Annotated in this window: 17 protein-coding genes; 9 read left to right on the top strand and 8 right to left on the bottom strand. The window is 69.9% G+C overall.

Going from position 1 to position 18,187, the window contains the following annotated elements:
• Nucleotides 1-300: 300 nt before the first annotated feature.
• The 3 genes from Q7P21_RS05255 to Q7P21_RS05245 all read right to left on the bottom strand — a co-directional run bounded on the left by Q7P21_RS05255 (nucleotide 301) and on the right by Q7P21_RS05245 (nucleotide 4,736).
• Entirely contained in the window at nucleotides 301-1,605 is a 1,305-nt protein-coding gene (locus Q7P21_RS05255) for an Hsp70 family protein (protein WP_304176091.1), read from the bottom strand.
• Between the two features lie 83 nt (nucleotides 1,606-1,688).
• Nucleotides 1,689-4,004: an NADP-dependent malic enzyme gene (locus tag Q7P21_RS05250; RefSeq protein WP_304169747.1), complete on the bottom strand. Its 2,316-nt coding sequence runs from the start codon at nucleotides 4,002-4,004 to the stop codon at nucleotides 1,689-1,691.
• An 87-nt stretch (nucleotides 4,005-4,091) separates the two neighbouring features.
• The gene (locus Q7P21_RS05245) at nucleotides 4,092-4,736 is read right to left on the bottom strand and encodes a glutathione S-transferase family protein (protein ID WP_304176089.1); all 645 of its coding nucleotides are present in this window, start codon (nucleotides 4,734-4,736) and stop codon (nucleotides 4,092-4,094) included.
• A gap of 170 nt (nucleotides 4,737-4,906) precedes the next feature.
• Between Q7P21_RS05245 and dapB the strand changes: the two genes are divergently transcribed.
• Entirely contained in the window at nucleotides 4,907-5,686 is a 780-nt protein-coding gene (dapB, locus tag Q7P21_RS05240; protein WP_304169750.1) for a 4-hydroxy-tetrahydrodipicolinate reductase, read from the top strand.
• Nucleotides 5,687-5,743: 57 nt separating this feature from the next.
• The gene (locus Q7P21_RS05235; RefSeq protein ID WP_304169752.1) at nucleotides 5,744-7,189 is read left to right on the top strand and encodes an amidase family protein; all 1,446 of its coding nucleotides are present in this window, start codon (nucleotides 5,744-5,746) and stop codon (nucleotides 7,187-7,189) included.
• Nucleotides 7,190-7,199: 10 nt separating this feature from the next.
• Here Q7P21_RS05235 and Q7P21_RS05230 read toward each other — a convergent pair whose 3' ends face one another.
• The 3 genes from Q7P21_RS05230 to coaBC are packed head-to-tail and all read right to left on the bottom strand — an operon-like array spanning nucleotide 7,200 to nucleotide 9,496.
• Nucleotides 7,200-7,781, bottom strand: a complete 582-nt coding sequence (locus Q7P21_RS05230; protein WP_304176086.1) for a histidine phosphatase family protein — start codon at nucleotides 7,779-7,781, stop codon at nucleotides 7,200-7,202.
• A 52-nt stretch (nucleotides 7,782-7,833) separates the two neighbouring features.
• Nucleotides 7,834-8,289: a dUTP diphosphatase gene (gene dut / locus Q7P21_RS05225; RefSeq protein WP_304169757.1), complete on the bottom strand. Its 456-nt coding sequence runs from the start codon at nucleotides 8,287-8,289 to the stop codon at nucleotides 7,834-7,836.
• Nucleotides 8,290-8,302: 13 nt separating this feature from the next.
• The gene (gene coaBC, locus Q7P21_RS05220) at nucleotides 8,303-9,496 is read right to left on the bottom strand and encodes a bifunctional phosphopantothenoylcysteine decarboxylase/phosphopantothenate--cysteine ligase CoaBC (protein ID WP_304169759.1); all 1,194 of its coding nucleotides are present in this window, start codon (nucleotides 9,494-9,496) and stop codon (nucleotides 8,303-8,305) included.
• 117 nt (nucleotides 9,497-9,613) lie between these two features.
• Here coaBC and Q7P21_RS05215 point away from each other — a divergent pair, with 117 nt between their 5' ends.
• On the top strand, nucleotides 9,614-10,159 hold the full coding sequence (locus tag Q7P21_RS05215) for a hypothetical protein (protein WP_304169760.1): 546 nt from the start codon (nucleotides 9,614-9,616) through the stop codon (nucleotides 10,157-10,159).
• A 112-nt stretch (nucleotides 10,160-10,271) separates the two neighbouring features.
• On the opposite strand, the gene ubiB is transcribed toward Q7P21_RS05215, so the two are convergent.
• Complete coding sequence (gene ubiB, locus Q7P21_RS05210) at nucleotides 10,272-11,771, bottom strand: 2-polyprenylphenol 6-hydroxylase (RefSeq protein ID WP_304176084.1); 1,500 nt, start codon at nucleotides 11,769-11,771, stop codon at nucleotides 10,272-10,274.
• Nucleotides 11,772-11,774: 3 nt separating this feature from the next.
• Nucleotides 11,775-12,527, bottom strand: coding sequence for a class I SAM-dependent methyltransferase (locus Q7P21_RS05205; RefSeq protein WP_304169764.1), 753 nt, complete (start codon nucleotides 12,525-12,527; stop codon nucleotides 11,775-11,777).
• A gap of 108 nt (nucleotides 12,528-12,635) precedes the next feature.
• Here Q7P21_RS05205 and mutM point away from each other — a divergent pair, with 108 nt between their 5' ends.
• The 6 genes from mutM to dnaA all read left to right on the top strand — a co-directional run bounded on the left by mutM (nucleotide 12,636) and on the right by dnaA (nucleotide 18,100).
• Nucleotides 12,636-13,499, top strand: a complete 864-nt coding sequence (gene mutM / locus Q7P21_RS05200; protein ID WP_304176082.1) for a bifunctional DNA-formamidopyrimidine glycosylase/DNA-(apurinic or apyrimidinic site) lyase — start codon at nucleotides 12,636-12,638, stop codon at nucleotides 13,497-13,499.
• Between the two features lie 38 nt (nucleotides 13,500-13,537).
• Nucleotides 13,538-14,428 (top strand): TraB/GumN family protein, encoded by an 891-nt coding sequence (locus Q7P21_RS05195; protein WP_304176080.1) that lies wholly within the window; start codon nucleotides 13,538-13,540, stop codon nucleotides 14,426-14,428.
• A 29-nt stretch (nucleotides 14,429-14,457) separates the two neighbouring features.
• Nucleotides 14,458-15,234, top strand: a complete 777-nt coding sequence (locus Q7P21_RS05190) for an enoyl-CoA hydratase (protein WP_304172044.1) — start codon at nucleotides 14,458-14,460, stop codon at nucleotides 15,232-15,234.
• A gap of 3 nt (nucleotides 15,235-15,237) precedes the next feature.
• Nucleotides 15,238-15,822, top strand: coding sequence for a GDSL-type esterase/lipase family protein (locus tag Q7P21_RS05185; protein ID WP_304176078.1), 585 nt, complete (start codon nucleotides 15,238-15,240; stop codon nucleotides 15,820-15,822).
• 103 nt (nucleotides 15,823-15,925) lie between these two features.
• Nucleotides 15,926-16,195, top strand: coding sequence for a 30S ribosomal protein S20 (gene rpsT / locus Q7P21_RS05180; protein ID WP_304172040.1), 270 nt, complete (start codon nucleotides 15,926-15,928; stop codon nucleotides 16,193-16,195).
• Between the two features lie 417 nt (nucleotides 16,196-16,612).
• A complete protein-coding gene (dnaA, locus tag Q7P21_RS05175) occupies nucleotides 16,613-18,100 on the top strand; it encodes a chromosomal replication initiator protein DnaA (RefSeq protein ID WP_304176076.1) in 1,488 nt (495 codons plus the stop codon).
• Nucleotides 18,101-18,187 lie beyond the last annotated feature (87 nt).

The raw sequence follows: 18,187 nt of genomic DNA, 5'->3' as shown, positions 1-18,187 counted from the left end.
GGCGGCCCTGCGCCGCGAGACCGTGGAGAGCGCCGCCAAGGCCATCGAGGAGATCGAGGCCGCCAGCGGCGGCTGGACCTTCGCCAAGCTCACCATCGCCAATGCGGCCTTGCGGGAGCTGGCGGCGGAGGGGCCGAAGGGCAAGCGGTGACCCATTCCTCTCCCCGCCTGCGGGGAGAGGTTAGGTGAGGGGCCCGTAGCGGAGCGGAGGGTCTTTCGGCGGCGGGCGAGACGCTGTGATTCAGCAAGGCCCCTCACCCTGCCCTCTCCCCGCTTTGCGGGGCGAGGGTTCCAGAGGCGCTAGACCGCCGCTCGCTTGCACCAGCGGTCGAGGTCGCGCTCGCGACCCATCAGGGCCAGGCCGGAGGCGATCGATTCCAGTTCGCTGCCGCTCTCGATCTTGGCGGGGTCGAAGCGGCGGGTGAAGATCTGGCGCACGGCCGGAACCAGGGACGAGCCGCCGGTCAGGAAGATGCGGTCGATGCCGTCCGGCCCAAGGCCCGCATCGGCCAGCGCCCGGTCGACGGCCTTGTCGATCGCCTCCAGCTCTGGCGCGATCCAGCCCTCGAACTCGGTGCGGGCCACGGTGCGGCCCAGCGCGATGGTCCCGGCCTCGAACCGGAACTCGGCCGCGTCGTCGCGGGACAGGGCCTCCTTCAGGGTCGAGATCGCGCGGTAGAGCAGGTAGCCGTAGTTCTCGTCGAGGGTCTCGACCAGGCGCTCGATCTTCTCCGGCTCATTGGCCTCGCGCACCAGCTTGCGGATCTCGCGCATGTCGCGGCTGGCCCGCATCAGGGCCAGCTGGTCCCAGCGGGCGAAGGCCGAATAATAGCGGTTGGGAATCGGCAGGATCTTGCCGAAGCTCGTATAGCTCGAGCCCTTGCCGAGGCTGGGCGAGACCAGGTGGTCGATGATCCGGTAGTCGAAGGCGTCGCCCGCCACGCCTACGCCGGATCGGCCCAGCGGGGTGGAACGGATCTCGCCGGCCTCGCGGTGGAAGCGGATGATCGAGAAGTCGGAGGTGCCGCCGCCGAAGTCGCCGACCAGCACGGTGGCGTCTTCCTGCAATTCGCGCGCGAAGAAGAAGGCCGCCCCCACCGGCTCATAGGCGTAGAGGATCTCTTCGAAGCCCAGCCGCTTGAACGCCGCCTCATAGCGGGTCAGGGCCAGGTCCTCGCTGGGCGCTGCGCCGGCGAAGGTCACCGGCCGGCCGACGATCAGCCGCTTGGGCCAGTCGGCGTGACCGCCCTTCACATGGTCGCGCATCTTCAGGAGGAAGGCCGCCAGCAGGTCCTCGAACTGGTAGCGCTTGCCGAGGATCTGGGTCTCGCTGAAGCTGGCCGAGGCGGCGAAGCTCTTGAACGACTGGATGAACCGCGTCTCCAGCGGGTCTTCCACATAGGCTTCGATCGCCCAGGGGCCGGCCTCCACCGTGCGGTCGGAGGGTCGTTCGGGCGGGGCGTGGAAACTGATCGCCGAGCGGAAGGCGAAGACGTCGCGCTCGGGCGCCGGGAAGGTGACCAGCTGGGCCGGCCCCTCGGCGCCAGCCAGGGCCACGACGGTGTTGGTGGTGCCGAAATCGACGCCGAGACTGAGGCCGGTCATCGGGCGCTCCTGTTCGAAGGGGGAGGACGACGGATCGTCCGCCCCCTTGCCGGGACGCGCGATCCGCTAGTTCAGGGGCCGCATCAGCTCTGAGCCTCCAGGATGTCCTGCTCATAGGCGGCGAGTGTCGCCATCTGCAGGATCTTGGACACCGAGGCCGAAAGCGGCGCGATCTGCACCGCCTTGGAGAGGCCCAGCAGGATCGGACCGATCACCGTGGCCCCGCCGATCGACTGCAACAGCTGGGTCGAGATGGCGGCCGAATGGATGGCCGGCATGATCAGCACATTGGCCGGCCCGGTCAGGCGCATGAACGGGTAATTGACCCGCCGTTCCGGCTCCAGCGCCAGTTCGGGGGACATCTCGCCTTCGTATTCGAAGTCGACGCCCATCTCGTCCAGCATGGCGACCGCCTCGATCACCTTTTCCGAGCGCTGCCCCATGGGGTTGCCGAAGGTCGAATAGGACATGAAGGCGACGCGCGGGGTGTAGCCCAGGGTCTTGACGGACCGGGCGGCGCCGATGGCGATCTCCACCAGGTCCTCGGCGTCCGGCATCTCGGTGACCGAGGTGTCGGCGACGAACAGGGTGTGGCCCTTGGCCAGCACCACGCTCATGCCCATGATCCGGCCGGCCGGATCGGGGTCGATCACCCGCAGCACCTCTTCCAGCACCTGGTCATAGGACCGCGTCACCCCGGTCACCATGCCGTCGGCATAGCCCAGCGCCACCATGGAGGCGGCGAAGGAGTTGCGGTCCTGGTTGATCAGCCGCTGGACGTCGCGCTTCAGGAAACCCTCGCGGGCGAGGCGGGCATAGAGGAAGTCGACGAAGGCCGGATTGTGCTCGGAGACCCGCGCATTGACGATCTCGATATTGACCTCGGCCGGGTCGAGACCGGCGGCCTTCATGTTCTCCAGCACCAGGTCCTCGCGGCCGACCAGCAGGGCGTGGCCGAGGCCGGCGCTCTGGAAGCCATGGGCGGCGCGGATCACGCTGGGCTCCTCGCCCTCGGCGAAGACGATGCGCTTCTTGGGGGCCTTGAGCACCGCGCCCTGCAGCTTCTGCAGGAAGGCTGCGGAGGGGTCGAGCCGCTGGGCGAGACTGGCGCGATAGGCGTCCATGTCCAGGATCGGCTTGCGCGCCACCCCGGTGTCCATCGCCGCCTGGGCCACGAAGGGCGGGATATAGGACATCAGCCGGGGATCGAAGGGCGAGGGGATGATGTATTCCGGGCCGAACTTCAGCTGGCGGCCATGATAGGCGGCGGCCACCTCGTCGGGCACGTCCTCGCGGGCCAGCTGGGCCAGCGCATTGGCGCAGGCGATCTTCATCTCCAGGTTCACGCGGCGCGCCCGCACGTCCAGCGCGCCCCGGAAGATGTAGGGGAAGCCCAGGACATTGTTGACCTGGTTGGGATAGTCGCTGCGGCCGGTGCCGACGATGGCGTCGGGCCGCACGGCGTGGACCTCTTCCGGGGTGATCTCCGGATCGGGATTGGCCATGGCGAAGATCAGCGGATTGGGCGCCATCTTCATGATCATGTCCTGGGTCAGGACGCCCTTGGCCGAGAGGCCCAGGAACACGTCGGCGCCGACCAGGGCCTCGCCCAGGGTCCGGGCGTCTGTGTCGACCGCGTGGGCCGACTTCCACTGGTTCATGCCGGCCGTGCGGCCGCGATAGATGACCCCGGTATTGTCGACGGCGATGCAGTTGTCGGAACGCACGCCCATGGCCTTGATCAGGTCCAGGCTGGCGATGCCCGCCGCCCCGGCCCCGCAGAGCACCACCTTGACGTCCTTCAGCTCGCGGCCGGTGATGTGGCAGGCATTGATCAGGCCGGCGGCGGAGATGATCGCCGTGCCGTGCTGGTCGTCATGGAACACCGGGATGTCGAGCAGCTCCTGCAGCTCGGTCTCGATGCGGAAGCATTCGGGGCTCTTGATGTCCTCGAGATTGATGCCGCCGAAGGTGACGCCGATGTTCTTGATCACCGTGATGATCTCGTCCGGATCGGTGGCCGAGACCTCGATGTCGATGGAGTCGACGTCGGCGAAGCGCTTGAAGAGCACGCTCTTGCCCTCCATCACCGGCTTGGAGGCCAGAGCCCCCAGATTGCCCAGGCCCAGTATGGCGGTGCCGTTGGAGATCACCGCCACCAGGTTGCCCTTGGAGGTGTAGTCGTAGGCGGCCTCGGGATCCTCGGCGATCTTCAGCACAGGCACGGCCACGCCCGGGGAATAGGCGAGCGACAGGTCCCGCTGGGTGGCCATCGGCTTGGTGGCCACGATGGCGATCTTGCCCGGGGTCGGGTGCTTGTGGAAGCTGAGCGCTTCCTCGTCGGTGAAGGTGCGTTTTTCGGCGTCGCTCATGACAGCGGCGGATCCTCGGGTCGGCATTTCTAGTGAAGGGCGGCCAACCTACAGAGGCGACCGCCCGCGAACAACCTGTGGAATTCCCCCTGACCCAGGGGAATTCCGGCTTTCTCAGCCTGCGCGGGCGGCCATGGCGGCCTGCATCTCGCCCACCACCTTGATTACGGCGGCGTCCTTCTGGACCCGGGCCCAATAGGCGTGGAGCTTTCCGTGGCCGGCGAGCAGGTCGCCCTTGCCGAACACGTGGCCGAACACCCCCAGGAACACCAGGATCGGGACCAGGGCGCAGTCGGCCGTGGTGATGGTGTCGCCGACCGCATAGGCGTCCTCGGTGGCGAACAGATTGAGGTGGGTGAGGCCGTCGGCGAGCTTGGCGAAGGCCGCCTCGACCACGACAGCGTCGCGGGTCGCCGGATTCATCTGGCCGAACAGGGCTGCGCCGGAGGCCATGACATAGAGCTCGGCCACCCGGGCCAGCAGGCGGGCGCGGGCCGCAGCCTCTGCCCCCTTGGGGCGCAGGCCGCTCCCAGGGAAGGCGTCGGCCAGATATTCGACGATGGTGTCGCTCTCGGGGATCACCACCCCGTCGGCCAGGACCAGGGCCGGGATCTTGCCCATGGGATTGATCGCCAGATAGTCGGCGCTCTTGGTGTCGCCGCCGGGGGGCGGCAGAATCTCCACGGCCAGGCCCTTGGCGTAGATGGCCAGGCGCACCCGCGCGGCGAAGGGCGAGAGGTCGACGGAATAGAGCTTCATGGCGTTTCCCGGGTCTTGTTCGCCCGGGCGGGGTCCGCCGGACGCTTTGCGCCCTTAGACAACAAGCACGAACGCCACGCCACCGCCGTGACCGGGATCAAGGCCCGGGCTTGACCGGGTGGGCGCGCACGCGGGACAAGCGGGCCGACATTCCCGCCCGGAGACGCCCCGTGACCGCCCCGATCCGCATCGCCATCGCCGGCGCCCTGGGGCGCATGGGCCAGGCCGTCGCCAAGGTCATAGAGGCCCGCGACGACGCCGTGGTCACCGCCCGCTTCGACCGTCCAGGCGCGACCGGCGAGGGCCTGGTCAGCCAGGACGCCGCGCTCGACGCCTGCGACGTGGTCATCGACTTCACCACCCCCGCCAGTTCCGTGGCCCTGGGCCAGGCCTGCGCTGCGCGGGGCGGGCCGGCCCTGGTGATCGGCTCCACCGGCCTGGCCGAGGCCGATCTGGCCGCCCTCGCCCTGGTCGCCGCCAAGGTCCCCATGGTCCAGACCGGCAACTACTCCCTGGGGGTCAACATGCTGGTCGGCCTGGTCGAGCAAGCGGCCCGGGCGCTCGCGGCGCAGGATTATGACATCGAGATCTTCGAGGCCCACCACAAGCGCAAGGTCGACGCGCCGTCCGGCACCGCCCTGATGCTGGGCGAAGCCGCCGCCCGCGGGCGCGGACTGAACCTGCTCACCGTGGCCCAGCGCGTGCGCGACGGCATCACCGGCGCCCGGCCCACCGGCGAGATCGGGTTTTCGGTCATGCGCGGCGGCGGCATTGTCGGCGAGCACTCGGTGTCCTTCGTCGCCGAGGACGAGATCCTGACGCTCAGCCATTCCGCCCGCGACCGGGGGCTGTTCGCCCGGGGCGCCGTGGCCGCCGCCATCTGGGTCGCCACCCGCCCGGCCGGCGCCTACGACATGCAGGACGTTCTGGGGTTGAAGCCCCGGCCTTGATCCTGCCACTCTGGGTCGGCAAGCGCGGCGTCCCAGGTCCGCGTCAGGGAGACATCGGTGCCGCGCGACATCCTCGACCAGGACGCCACCGATCAGCTGCTCTCGCTGATCAGCAACCAGATCTCCGCCGTCGAGCTGCTGAAGCTGTCGCTCGGCCGCCACGAGAAGACCCACAAGAAGCTCAACGCGGTGATCGCCGCCGACCTGGAGCGCGCGCTGGGCGCCGCCCAGGTGGTCGACGATCGCCGCCAGCGCGGCGAGCTGCTGGGACCGCTGGCCGGCCTGCCCATGACCATCAAGGACGGGCTGGATGTCGAGCACATGCCGGCCTCGTCAGGCGTCGAGGCCTTCCGCCATCGCTGGTGCGAGGACGCCGACGCCGTGGCCCACGCCCGGCGCGCCGGCGCGGTGATCTGGGGCAAGACCAATGTGCCGGTCATGCTCAGTGACTGGCAGAGCTACAACCCGATCTTCGGGACCACCAACAATCCCTGGGATCTGAAGCGCACCAGCGGCGGCTCCTCCGGCGGCGCGGCCGCCGCCCTGGCCGCCCGGGTCACGCCCCTGGAGATCGGCTCGGACATCGGCGGATCCCTGCGGGTCCCGGCCAGCTTCTGCGGGGTGTTCAGCCACAAGCCGACCTATGGCCTGGTCTCCCAGCGCGGCCACGTGCCCCCGGCCCCGGGCGCCTTCGCCGAGCCGGACCTGAACGTGGTCGGCCCCATGGCCCGCTCGGCCCGCGACGTGCGCCTGCTCCTGTCGGTGATCGCCGGGGCGGGCCAGGCCAAGGCGCCCCCCGCCGACCTGACGAAGCTGAAGATCGGCCTGTGGCTCGACGACCCCCTGCTGCCGGTCGACGCCGAGTGCGTCGAGGTGATCGACCGCCTGGCCCGCGAGGTCCAGGCGGCGGGGGCTGTGGTCGAGCAGATCAAGAGCCCGGTCCCGATCGACCAGCTGATGGCCGCCTATATGGTGCTGCTGGGGGGGCCGACCGGCGCCGGCCTGCCGCCGAAGCAGCTGCGCGCCATGCAGCGGATGCGGCCCCTGGCCAAATTCGCCCGGGCCCTGGGCGCGGCGGCGGGCGAGAGCTCCTGGGCCGGACTGGTCCTGGCCTATACCCCGACCCACGCCGAATGGCTGGCCGCCCATGAGGTGCGCGAACGGCTGTCGCGGCAGCTGGACGAGGTGTTCTCGAAATATGACGTGATCTTCGCCCCGGCCACGCCCCGCGCCGCCTTCCCCCACGACCACGGGGCCTTCCAGAGCCGCCGGCTCAAGCTGGAGGACGGCCGCGTCATCCCCTATGCCGCGATCCTCGGCTGGATCAGCCTGGCCACGGCCTGCCGCCTGCCCGCGAGCATGGTCCCCGCCGGCCTGACGCCCTCGGGCCTGCCGGTCGGCATGCAGATCATCGGTCCCTATGGCGCCGACACCAAGACGCTGGCCGTCGCCCAGGCCATAGACGAGAACTTCCGGGGCTTCCTGGTCCCGCCGGGTTTCTGACGGCCGCGATCTAGCTCACGAAACCGGGGCGCAGGTGGGCGGTCTCGTTGAGGCTGAGCACGTTCCGCTGGCCGCCCCGCGCGCACATGTAGCGGTGCACGCTGGTATAGGCCGGCTCGAAGAACAGGCGAGGCGCCATGCCCAGCACGTGCGCCGTCCAGACATTGATCACCCCGCCGTGGCAGAACACCGCCACCCGCTGGCCCGGATGGTCGGCGATGATCTCTTCCATGCCCTGGACCACCACCGACTGGAAGGCGGCGACATCGATGCCGTGGTCGCCCCCAGCCAGGGCCTTCCAGGCCTCATAGTCCTCGCGCTTCAACTGCTCCATCGGCACATAGGCGCCGGAGCCCTTGTCGAATTCGACGATGCCATTGTGCAGCCGCACGTCGTGGCCGGCCTGGGCCGCAAAGGGCTCGGCGGTCTGGACCGCGCGGACCATCGAGCTGGAGCAGACCGCGTCGATCTTCTCCTGCGCCAGCCAGAGCGCCACCCGCCGGGCCTGGTCCTGGCCCTCGGGCGAGAGCGGCGGATCGTCGGTGGCGGCGCTGCGGATCGGCAGGCCATGGCGGATCAGGATCAGTTCCAAGGCAGTCCCCCCAAAGAATGGCGGGTTTGGCCCGCCTTGTTGTCGTGTGAGTCTATTGCGCGCCGGTGGAGCCGAAGCCCCCCGCCCCGCGCGCGGTCTCGTCGAGGCTGTCGACCTCGGCCCAGGCGGCCTGGATCACCGGGGCGATCACCAGCTGGGCGATGCGGTCGCCCCGGCGGATGTGGAAATCCTCGGCCCCCAGATTGATCAGGATCACCTTCACCTCGCCGCGATAGTCGGCGTCGATGGTGCCCGGCGTATTGACCTGGGTGATCCCCGACTTGAGCGCCAGGCCCGAGCGCGGCCGCACCTGGCCCTCGAAGCCTGAGGGGATGGCGAAGGACAAACCGGTCGGCACGGCGATCCGCGCGCCCGGCTGCAGCACGATCGGCTGATCCTCCGGCACCGCGGCGCGCAGGTCCATGCCGGCGGCGTCGGCCGTCTCATAGGCCGGCAGAGGCAGGTCGAGATTGTGGTCCAGGCGGCGGACCGGAATGACGGGCTTCACGGGCGACGAACTTTCAGTTGAAAATCTGGGCCATGCGCAGGGCAAGGCGCCGGGCCACCTCGGCCTTGGGCGCCCGGTCCCATCGCTCGATTCCCCCCGCGGTGACGATAGCCACGGCGTTGTCGTCGCCGCCCATGGTGCCCGCGATGGAGACGTCATTGGCGACGATCCAGTCACAGCCCTTCTTGGTCAGCTTGGCCTGGGCGTAGGTCTCGACCTCATGGGTCTCCGCCGCGAAGCCGACCACCAGCCGGGGCCGGTCGGCCGCGCGTGACAGGGTGGCCAGGATGTCGGGGTTCTCGACCAGGGCGATGCTGGGGGGAGCGTCTCCGGTCTTCTTGGTCTTCACGGCCGACACGGTGTCCGGCCGCCAGTCCGAGACCGCCGCCACGCAGACGGCGATGTCGGCCGGCAGGGCCGCCTCGCAGGCCGCCAGCATCTCGCGCGCCGTCTCGACATCCACCCGCCTGACGCCGATGGGCGTGGCCTGAGCCACGGGCCCGGCCACCAGGGTCACCTCGCAGCCCAGTTCGGCCAGGGCCGCGGCGATGGCGAAGCCCTGCTTGCCGCTGGAACGATTGGTCAGGACCCGCACCGGATCGAGGGGTTCGGCGGTCGGCCCCGCCGTGACGATGGCGCGACGGCCGGCCAGGGGCCGCGCGGCCGGGCCGGCCAGGGCCTGCTGGATCGCCGCCAGGATCACAGCCGGCTCGGCCATGCGACCGGGGCCGAACTCGCCGCAGGCCATGGCGCCGTCGTCCGGGCCGACGAACATCACCCCGTCGGCCTTGAGGGTGGCCAGGTTCCGTTGGGTGGCGGCGTGGGTCCACATGCGCACGTTCATGGCCGGGGCCATCAGCACGGGCTTGTCGGTGGCCAGGAGGGTCGTGGAAGCCAGGTCGCCGGCCAGACCGTGGGCGGCCTTGGCCATCAGGTCGGCGGTAGCCGGGACCACCACCACCAGGTCGGCGGAGCGGGAGAGCTCGATATGACCCATCTCCGCCTCGTCGGTGAGGGAGAAGAGCTCGGAATAGACCCGGTCCTCGCTGAGCGCCGCCAGCGACAGGGGCGTGACGAACTGGGCGCCCGCAGCCGTCAGGATCGGGCGGACGGCCAGACCGGCCTTGCGGGCCAGCCGCACCAGCTCGAGGGCCTTGTAAGCGGCGATCCCGCCCCCGACGATCAACAGAATTCGCTTTTCCGACAAGGCTTCGCGCGCTCCAGAACAAGCTTGCCTCTTAAGCCAAACACAGGCTCTGGACAAACCCGCCAATCTGTTCTTAATTTGTTCCAATTCAACCTGACCGTGCCGGAGGGGCGGAACATGTCGAGATACAATTGGGTGGTGTGTGCGGGGGCGGCGGCCCTTTTGCTGGCGGGATGCGAGCGATCGTCCGCCGTGGCCAGCAGCGGCGGCGCGGCGGCGCCCCCGACGGCCGAGCGGACCTATGGCGGAGACGGCGGCGGTGGTGAGCGCAGCCGTGGCGGCGATCGCGCCGAGGTCGCGGACGCCGATGTCCCGACCGTGGCTGGCAAGCCCATGTGGTCCTCGAGCCGCAAGGGCTCGGCCCAGGAGAACGCCCAGCGCAGCTTCGAGCGCAATGGCGAGGCCTTCGGGGCCAGCGACATGGACGCCTTCGTCCGCAAGGCCCACGCCTTCGTCGATCACCCGCCGGCCGGCGCCGAGACCCTGAAGCGGCCCAATGGCGACACCCTGTACTACGACGCCAAGACCAACATCTTCGCCGTGGCCAACAAGGACGGCGTGCCCCGCACCATGTTCAAGCCCGACGAGGGCGCGGCCTATTGGGACAAGCAGAAGACCAACCAAGGCTCCGCCCGCAAGAGCCGTTCGGGGGATGCGGGGTGAGCTGAGCGGTTGAACGGGTGACGCGATAGAATTCGGTCCCCCTCCGTCATCCGCCGGTCAGCCGAAGGCTGATCCGGGCGACCGGAGGATGACGATGGCGTTGGATGAACCGCTACCGCACCAAGGCCGCCAGCGCGAAGGCCAGGCCGGCCACCGCCGCGCCCAGGGCGAACCACAGGCCGGGGTTGGGCTCGCGCGCCTCGACCACGGTCGTCGACGGCGGGGTCTCTATCAGGCGGGCGAGGTTGCGCAGGGCGGCGAGGGCTTCGTCGGCGAAGCGCTTGGCCTGGGTGGCCGGGGACAGCTCCCGCAGCATCCAGCGGCGCACCACCGGGTCGGCGGCGGCCCAGATGTCGTGCTCCGGGTCGATGCGACGGGCCACGCCCTCCACCGTCATCATGGTCTTCTGCAGCAGGACCAGTTCCGGGCGCAGCCGCATCTCGAACAGGGCGGTGATCTCGAACAGCTGCAGCAGCACCCGGCTCATCGGCACCTGGCTGGCGGGGCGGCCGAACACGGCTTCGCCCACCGCCCGCAACGCCTGGGCGAAGCCGGCGACGTTCTGGGTGCGGGGCACATAGCCGGCGTCGAAATGCACCCGGGCGACCCGGTCATAGTCGCGCTCCAGGAAGCCCCAGAGGATCTCGGCCAGATAGCGCCGCTCGGGCGCGCCGAGCCGGCCGATGATGCCGAAGTCCACCGCCATGATCTGGGCCGGGGCCTGGACGAACAGATTGCCCTCATGCGGATCGGCGTGGAACACCCCGTGGTCCAGGGCCTGGCTGAGGAAGGCGCGGATCAGGTTGTTGGCCAGGGCCTTGCGGTCGAGCCCGGGCAGCTCCAGGGCGGCGGGGTCCGACAGCGCCACGCCGCTCGCCCATTCCAGGGTCAGGACCCGCTTGCCGACCCCCTCCCAGATCACCTTGGGCGCGGACATGTAGCCGTCGCGGGCCATGACCTCGGCCAGCTCGTCGCAGCCGGCCGCCTCCAGCCGCAGGTCGAGCTCCAGCAGGGTGGCCTGGATCACGGTGGCCGCCAGGGCCTTGGGCTCCAGCCGCCGCGACGCCACGCTCCAGCCCTCGACCCACCGCGCCGCCAGGGTCAGGACCTCGGCGTCCTGCGCCACCCGGCGGGCTATGCCGGGACGCAGCACCTTGACCGCCACCTTGCGGCCGTCCTTCAGCCAGGCGGGGTGGGCCTGGGCCAGGGAGGCGGCGGCGACCGGCGGGCCGAAATCGGAGAACAGGCGCTCGACCGGCTGGCCCAGGGCCAGCTCCACCTCGCGCCGCGCCATCTCCAGGGGAAAGGGCGCCAGCTGGTCCTTCAGCCGCGACAGGTCCTGGGCGAACTCCAGGCCGAAGATGTCGGCCCGGGTGGACAACAGCTGGCCGAGCTTGATCGCCACCGGCCCCAGATGTTCCAGGCTGCGGGCCAGGCGCTCGCCGGCCCGGCCGCGCCGGGCCTCGGATCCCGCCAACAGCCGCAGGGCGTTGGCCAGGGTTCGCACGCCAGGGGGATAGAGGCCGTCCAGCTCGCGGGGCAGCAGCGCGTCATTCCGCGCCAGCCGCCAGCCCGCCCCGATCAGCCGGCCGAAGGCCGCGACGCCGCCCATGGTCTAGATCGCCCAGCCCTGGTGCAGGGCCGCCACGCCGCCGGTGAAATTGGTGTAGCTGGCCCGGGCGAAGCCGGCCTTGGCGATCATGCCGACGAAGGCCTTCTGGTCCGGGAACCGGCGGATGCTCTCCACCAGGTACTGGTAGGACGGGCGGTCCTTGGCCACCAGCTCACCGATCGCCGGAATGACCTTGAAGCTGTAGGCGTCATAGGCCTTGCGCAGCAGTTCGGTGGCCGGGTGCGAGAACTCCAGGCACAGGAACCGGCCGCCGGGCTTCAGCACGCGGCGGGCCTCGACCAGGGCGGCCTGGACGTCGGTGACATTGCGGATGCCGAAGGAGATCACATAGGCGTCGGCGAAGGCGTCGGGCAGCGGCAGGCGCTGGGCGTCGCCGACCCCCCAGGCCATTTCCGGCTCCCCGCCCTTGGCGCGGCCGGCGGCGATCATCTCGGCGTTATAGTCCAGCACGAAGACCCGGGCGTCGTCTCCGCCCCGGCGCTGTTGCGCGGCGCGGGCCATCTTGGAGAACCGTCGCGCCATGTCGCCGGTGCCGCCGGCGATGTCGAGGATGGTCTCGCCCGGTTGCGGATTCAGACGGGCGGCGGTCGCGTCCTTCCAGAGCCGGTGCACGCCCGCGCTCATCAGGTCGTTCATCAGGTCATAGCGGCCGGCGACGGAATCGAACACGCCGCGCACCAGGCGAGGCTTGTCGGCGGGATCGACGTCGCGGAATCCGAAAGTCGCTTCGGGCATGGGGCCTCATAGCGCCGGACTGGACGGCGCGCCACCCGCCTTCGCGCCCTTCGACATTGCGCGCGAGCGCCTGCCTGTGCCAAGCCCAGGTCCTGCCGGGGACCGCCCATGCCTGAACTTCCTGAGGTCGAAACCGTCCGCCGCGGCCTGGCGCCCGTGCTGGAGGGCCGTCGCCTGACCCGCGTCGAGGCCAGGCGCCCCGACCTGCGCTTCCCGTTTCCTGAGGGCTTCGTCCAGCGGCTGACCGGCGCGCGGCTGGTCGCCCTGACCCGCCGGGCCAAATATCTGATGGCCGAGCTCGACCGAGGCGAGACCCTGGTCATGCACCTGGGGATGAGCGGCCGCTTCGAGATCGCGCGCCCCGAGGGGTCGGTCCGCCCCGGCGAATTCCACTACGCCCCCGACCCGAATCCCAAGCACGCCCATGTGGTGTTCGAGACCGAGGACGGCGGGCGGGTCACCTATTACGACCCCAGGCGGTTCGGCTATATGGACCTGATCGAGACCGCGACCCTCACCGACCACCCCTGGTTCAAGGGGCTGGGGCCCGAGCCGCTGTCGGGCGCCTTCGACGCCCGGCGCCTGGAAACCGCCTTCGCCGGCCGCAAGCAGGGGCCCAAGACCCTGCTGCTCGATCAGCGCGTGGTGGCGGGCCTGGGCAATATCTATGTCTGCGAGGCCCTGAACCGGGCGAAGATCTCGCCCTTCAAGCCGGCCGGAACAATCCCGCGGAAAAAGCTCGGTCCCCTGGTGGCGATCATCCGCGAGGTCCTGGCCGAGGCCATCGAGGCCGGCGGCTCGACCTTGCGCGACTACGCCGCCGCCGACGGGGCGCTCGGCTATTTCCAGCACCGCTTCCGCGCCTATGACCGGGAGGGCGAGACCTGCCTCAATCCCGGCTGCGGCGGGACCATCGGGCGCGAGGTCCAGGCTGGTCGCTCCACCTTCTATTGCCAGCTCTGCCAAGCCTGACATGGCGCCGGGGCCCAGGAGCCCCTAGATTTCCCAACATGTGGAAGTTCAAGCGCCTGTGGGCGAGCCTTTGCGGCCTGGCCGCGCCCTTCGCCGCCGCCCTGGCCCTGGCCAGCCCCGCAGTCGCCAAGCCCCCGATCTGGATCGTCCGCGACGGAGATTCCGAGGTGGTGTTGTTCGGCTCCATCCACGTCCTGCCGCCGGGGCTGAAGTGGCGTCCCGCCGCCCTCGACAAGGCCCTGACCCGGGCCGACGACCTGTGGTTCGAACTGCCGATCGATCCGGCCTCGGAGGTCGAGACCGCCCAGATCGCCGCCGCCAAGGGCTATCTGCCCCAGGGCCAGTCCCTGGCCGCCCTGCTCGCCCCCGCCACCCAGGCGCGGCTGGCCAAGGCCTGCCAGGCGCTCGACGTCGACCCCCGCCTGATCGACCGGCTGGAGCCCTGGTTCGCCGAGGTGGTGCTGGCCAGCGCCCAGTTCCGCGACCAGGGCGCCTATGCCGACGCAGGGGTGGAGAAGACCCTGGCCGCCTCCGCCCCGGCCAGCGCCCAGCGCCGGGCCTTCGAGACCCCCGCCCAGCAGATCGAGATGTTCGACGCCGCCCCCCGCGCCGCCCAGATCGCCTCGCTGGAGGAAAGCCTCGTCGAACTGGACAGCGACCCCCACGCCTATGAGCATCTGCTGGCCGCCTGGATGAGGGGCGATGTCCGGGCCCTGGACCGCGAGGCCCTGGCCCCCTTGCGCAAGGCCGCGCCGGATATCTATGAGCGCCTGGTCACCGCCCGCAACGCCGCCTGGACCCGGACCCTCGACGCCCGGCTGAAGGGCAAGGGCCGCACGGTGGTGGTGGTCGGCGTCGGCCATCTGATCGGCCCCGGCGGGGTGCCGGCCCGGCTGCGGGCGCTTGGCTATTCGGTCCAGGGGCCTTAAGTCGCGTCAACACCCAGATGGAGCCGGACATGGCCTATGACACCCTGCTCGTGACGACCGAAGCCGGCGTCACCCTCATTCGCCTGAACCGGCCCGAGGCGCTGAACGCGCTCAACAGCCACCTGCTGGGCGAGCTGTCCCTGGCCCTGGACGCCGCCGAGGCCGATGACGCCGTCCGCTGCCTGATCCTGACCGGGTCCGAGCGCGCCTTCGCCGCCGGCGCCGACATCAAGGAGATGTCGGACAAGTCCTATGCCGACATGTTCAAGACCGACTTCTTCGGCGCCGTGGCCCGGCGGATCGAACAGTTCCGCAAGCCGATCATCGCCGCCGTCGCCGGCTACGCCCTGGGCGGCGGCTGCGAACTGGCCATGCTCTGCGATTTCATCATCGCCGCCGAGACCGCCAAGTTCGGCCAGCCTGAGATCAATCTGGGCGTCGCCCCCGGCATCGGCGGCACCCAGCGCCTGACCCGCGCCGTGGGCAAGTCCAAGGCCATGGAGATGATCCTGACCGGCCGGATGATGGACGCCGCCGAGGCCGAGCGCGGCGGGCTGGTCTCCCGCGTGGTCCCCGCCGACAAGCTGATGGAGGAGGCCCAGGCCGCCGCCGCCAAGATCGCCGGCCAGTCGCCCCTGGCGGTGATGATGAACAAGGAGCTGGTCGAGGCCGCCTTCGAGACCACCCTGACGGCCGGGGTCGCCCTGGAGCGCAGGCTGTTCCACTCCCTGTTCGCCTTCGACGACCAGAAGGAGGGCATGGCCGCCTTCATCGAGAAGCGGAAACCGGACTTCAAGGGCCAGTAGCCCATGCGGCTGATCGCCTTTGGCGACAGCATGGTCGCCGGGGCCGGCGACCCGGACCATCTGGGCTGGGTCGGCCGGGCGCTTGCGGGCCGTCGCGAGGTCACCCTCTATAATCTGGGCGTCCGTCGCGAGACCTCCAGCGACATCGCCGCCCGCTGGCGGGCCGAGGCCGTGGCCCGGATGACGGCGGACGAGCCCATGCGGATGGTGTTCTCCTTCGGGATCAATGACGCCAACCTGGAGGCCGGCGCGCCTCGGGTGACCGCCGTCCAGACGCTGAAGAACGCCCAGGGCCTGCTGAGCGCCGCCCAGGCGCTGTGCCCTGTGTTGATGGTCGGCCCGCCCCCGGTGGCCGACGCCGGGGTCTGCGCCCGCGTGGAGGCGCTGGGCGAGGCCCTGATGGCGCTCTGCGGCCGGCTGAAGGTCCCGTTCATCGACGTGTTCCGACCGCTCGCCGCCAATGGCCTGTGGCAGGCCGAGGCGCTCGCCTGGGACGGCGCGCACCCCGGCGCGGGGGGCTATCAGCAGATGGCCGACCTGGTCTGCGCCCACCCCGCCTGGGTCCGTTTCACGACGACCTCAGATTAGCTCAGCCAGCGCATTGACCCGGCCGGGCCCATCCCGTATATCCGCGCCTCCATTTTACCGCCGGGCCCTGGGGTCGGGCGCGATCCGTTTTGAGAGCTGAAGCATGGCCAATAACCCCGGCGCCAAGAAAGCGGTCCGCAAGATCGCCCGTCGCACGGAAGTCAACAAGGCGCGCCGCTCGCGCGTCCGCACCTACCTGCGCAAGTTCGAAGAGGCGCTGGCCGCTGGCGACGCCGGCGTGGCCAAGGCCGCCTTCGTCGAGGCCCAGTCCGAACTGATGCGGGCGGTCTCCAAGGGCGTGGTCCACAAGAACACCGGGTCGCGCAAAGTGTCGCGCCTGGCGGCCCAGCTGAAGAAGCTCGCCGTCGCCTGATTTTTAGTCGCAGGCGCTGTCGCCCGCGACTAAGTTTCTGAAATTACTGCGTTAAGTGACACACCCGCTGACCGAAAGGTTGGCGGGTGTTTCCGTCTGTCTCACCCAAAATGGTGGGTGCGCTGCGACGAATGCGCTCAGTTAACGGAGGGCTGAAAACCGGATTCCCTTGCCGCGCGAGGGCTCAGTTTGAGTCAACGAAAATATCCGCAAAATGGGTGAAGAATCTCCGTTGACCCCCCTCCGCCCCTGGCTAGTGTTCAACCTCTAAGGACGATCTTCCATCTGAACTCGGATGAAAAAAACCGGCGGTGAGAGTCTACTCTCGCGGCGGCTAGAGGATTGTTTTTACTAATCTAAGGCCGATCGGGTCGTGGGGGCCCGGCCGGCCCGGCTGTTGACAGGGGTGCATTTCAAATGTCGAGCGGAGGTATCGCGGAGACCATGTCGGCTTCGCCGGCCGGGGCTGTCTGGACGGTGACGTGCCAGGCCCTGAAGCGCGAACTCGGCGAGGCCACGTTTGGCTCCTGGCTGGGCCAGGCGGCGCTGCGCGAGCATGGCGACGATGTTTGCCTGGTCGCCGCCACCGGCGTCGCCCGCGATTGGATCCGCCGTCACGCCTGGCGCCGTATTGGCGAGCTGTGGGCCCAGAACGACCCCATGGGCCGCCGCCTCGACCTGAAGTCGCGGATGGAGTTCGACGCCCTGGGCGCGCCCCTGGCCGGTGCCCCGTCGTCGGTGATGGCCTCGTCCGCTCCGGCCGCCGCCACAGCCCATTCGACCGCTCTGGCGTTCACGCCTGACGACACCGGTGTCGTGGAGATCGAGGTCGACCTCTCTGCGCCCGAACCGGCCAAGGCCGCCCGTCAGCAAGGCCTGCAGGAGCGCTTTTCCTTCGAGACCTTCGTGCCCGGCCCGGCCAATGAATTCGCCTTCGCCGTGGCCCGCCGCGTCGCCTCCTGGGCCGACGGGCACTTCAATCCGGTCCTGTTCCACGGCCCCTATGGCTTCGGAAAGACCCACCTCCTCAATGCGCTGGCCTGGGAGGCCATGCGCACCGCCCCCGGCAAGCGGGTGGTCTATCTGACGGCCGAACGCTTCACCTCGGCCTTCATGAAGGCCCTGCAGGACCGCCAGACCGCCGCCTTCAAGGAAGAGCTGCGCACCGCCGACCTCCTGCTGATCGACGACGTCCAGTTCGTGGCCGGCAAGTCCTCCACCCAGGAGGAACTGTTCCACACCCTGATCGCCCTGGTCGAGGACGGCCGCCGGGTGGTGATGACCGCCGACCGGTCGCCGGCCGAGCTGTCGGAGATGGAGCCGCGCCTGCGCAGCCACCTCCAGGCGGGCCTGGTCTGCGGCATCGAGCCGGCCGACCGCACCCTTCGCCTCGGCATTCTGGAGCGCAAGCTGGCGACGCTGGCCCAGCAGGGCCGCTTCGTGCCCTCGGCCAAGCCCGAGGTGCTGCAGTTCCTGGCCGACCGCTTCACCGACAGCGTCCGCGAGCTGGAGGGCGCCCTGAACACCCTGGTGGCCCGGGTGGGCGGCGAGATCGCCCGCCTGACCCTGGACGAGGCCCAGGCCATCCTGCGGCCGCACCTGGCCTGCAACGATCGCCGGGTGACCGTCGACCAGATCCAGAAGGCCGTGGCCGAGCATTATCAGCTGAAGCAGGCCGACCTGATCTCCGAGCGCCGCGCCCGCGCGGTGGCCCGGCCCCGCCAGGCGGCCATGTGGCTGGCCAAGCAGATCACCACCCGCTCCCTGCCCGACATCGGCCGCCGGTTCGGCGGTCGCGACCACACCACCGTCCTCCACGCCGTCCGCCGCATCGAGGCTCTCAAGGCCGACGACCCGGCCCTACAGCGGGACCTGGACGTGCTGCTGCGGAAGCTGCGCGGCTGAATTCAGTCTTCGGCGCTGAAATGCAGAAGGCCCGCCGGTGACGGCGGGCCTTTCGCGTTGAGGTCTCTCCTCCCTCTCCCCGCAAGC

Source organism: Phenylobacterium aquaticum, assembly GCF_947378715.1.
In the GTDB taxonomy this organism is placed as follows: Bacteria; Pseudomonadota; Alphaproteobacteria; order Caulobacterales; family Caulobacteraceae; genus Phenylobacterium; species Phenylobacterium aquaticum_A.
Note: the sequence above shows the minus strand (reverse complement) of the source record. Positions and strands in the feature narration are given on the sequence as shown.

Coding starts and splice junctions, on each gene's coding strand:
- Q7P21_RS05255 (WP_304176091.1), bottom strand. CDS start 1,605: ATGACCGGCCTCAGTCTCGGCGTCGATTTCGGCACCACCAACACCGTC.
- Q7P21_RS05250 (WP_304169747.1), bottom strand. CDS start 4,004: ATGCCGACCCGAGGATCCGCCGCTGTCATGAGCGACGCCGAAAAACGC.
- Q7P21_RS05245 (WP_304176089.1), bottom strand. CDS start 4,736: ATGAAGCTCTATTCCGTCGACCTCTCGCCCTTCGCCGCGCGGGTGCGC.
- Q7P21_RS05215 (WP_304169760.1), top strand. CDS start 9,614: ATGTCGAGATACAATTGGGTGGTGTGTGCGGGGGCGGCGGCCCTTTTG.
- ubiB (WP_304176084.1), bottom strand. CDS start 11,771: ATGGGCGGCGTCGCGGCCTTCGGCCGGCTGATCGGGGCGGGCTGGCGG.
- Q7P21_RS05205 (WP_304169764.1), bottom strand. CDS start 12,527: ATGCCCGAAGCGACTTTCGGATTCCGCGACGTCGATCCCGCCGACAAG.
- mutM (WP_304176082.1), top strand. CDS start 12,636: ATGCCTGAACTTCCTGAGGTCGAAACCGTCCGCCGCGGCCTGGCGCCC.
- Q7P21_RS05195 (WP_304176080.1), top strand. CDS start 13,538: ATGTGGAAGTTCAAGCGCCTGTGGGCGAGCCTTTGCGGCCTGGCCGCG.
- Q7P21_RS05190 (WP_304172044.1), top strand. CDS start 14,458: ATGGCCTATGACACCCTGCTCGTGACGACCGAAGCCGGCGTCACCCTC.
- Q7P21_RS05185 (WP_304176078.1), top strand. CDS start 15,238: ATGCGGCTGATCGCCTTTGGCGACAGCATGGTCGCCGGGGCCGGCGAC.
- rpsT (WP_304172040.1), top strand. CDS start 15,926: ATGGCCAATAACCCCGGCGCCAAGAAAGCGGTCCGCAAGATCGCCCGT.
- dnaA (WP_304176076.1), top strand. CDS start 16,613: ATGTCGAGCGGAGGTATCGCGGAGACCATGTCGGCTTCGCCGGCCGGG.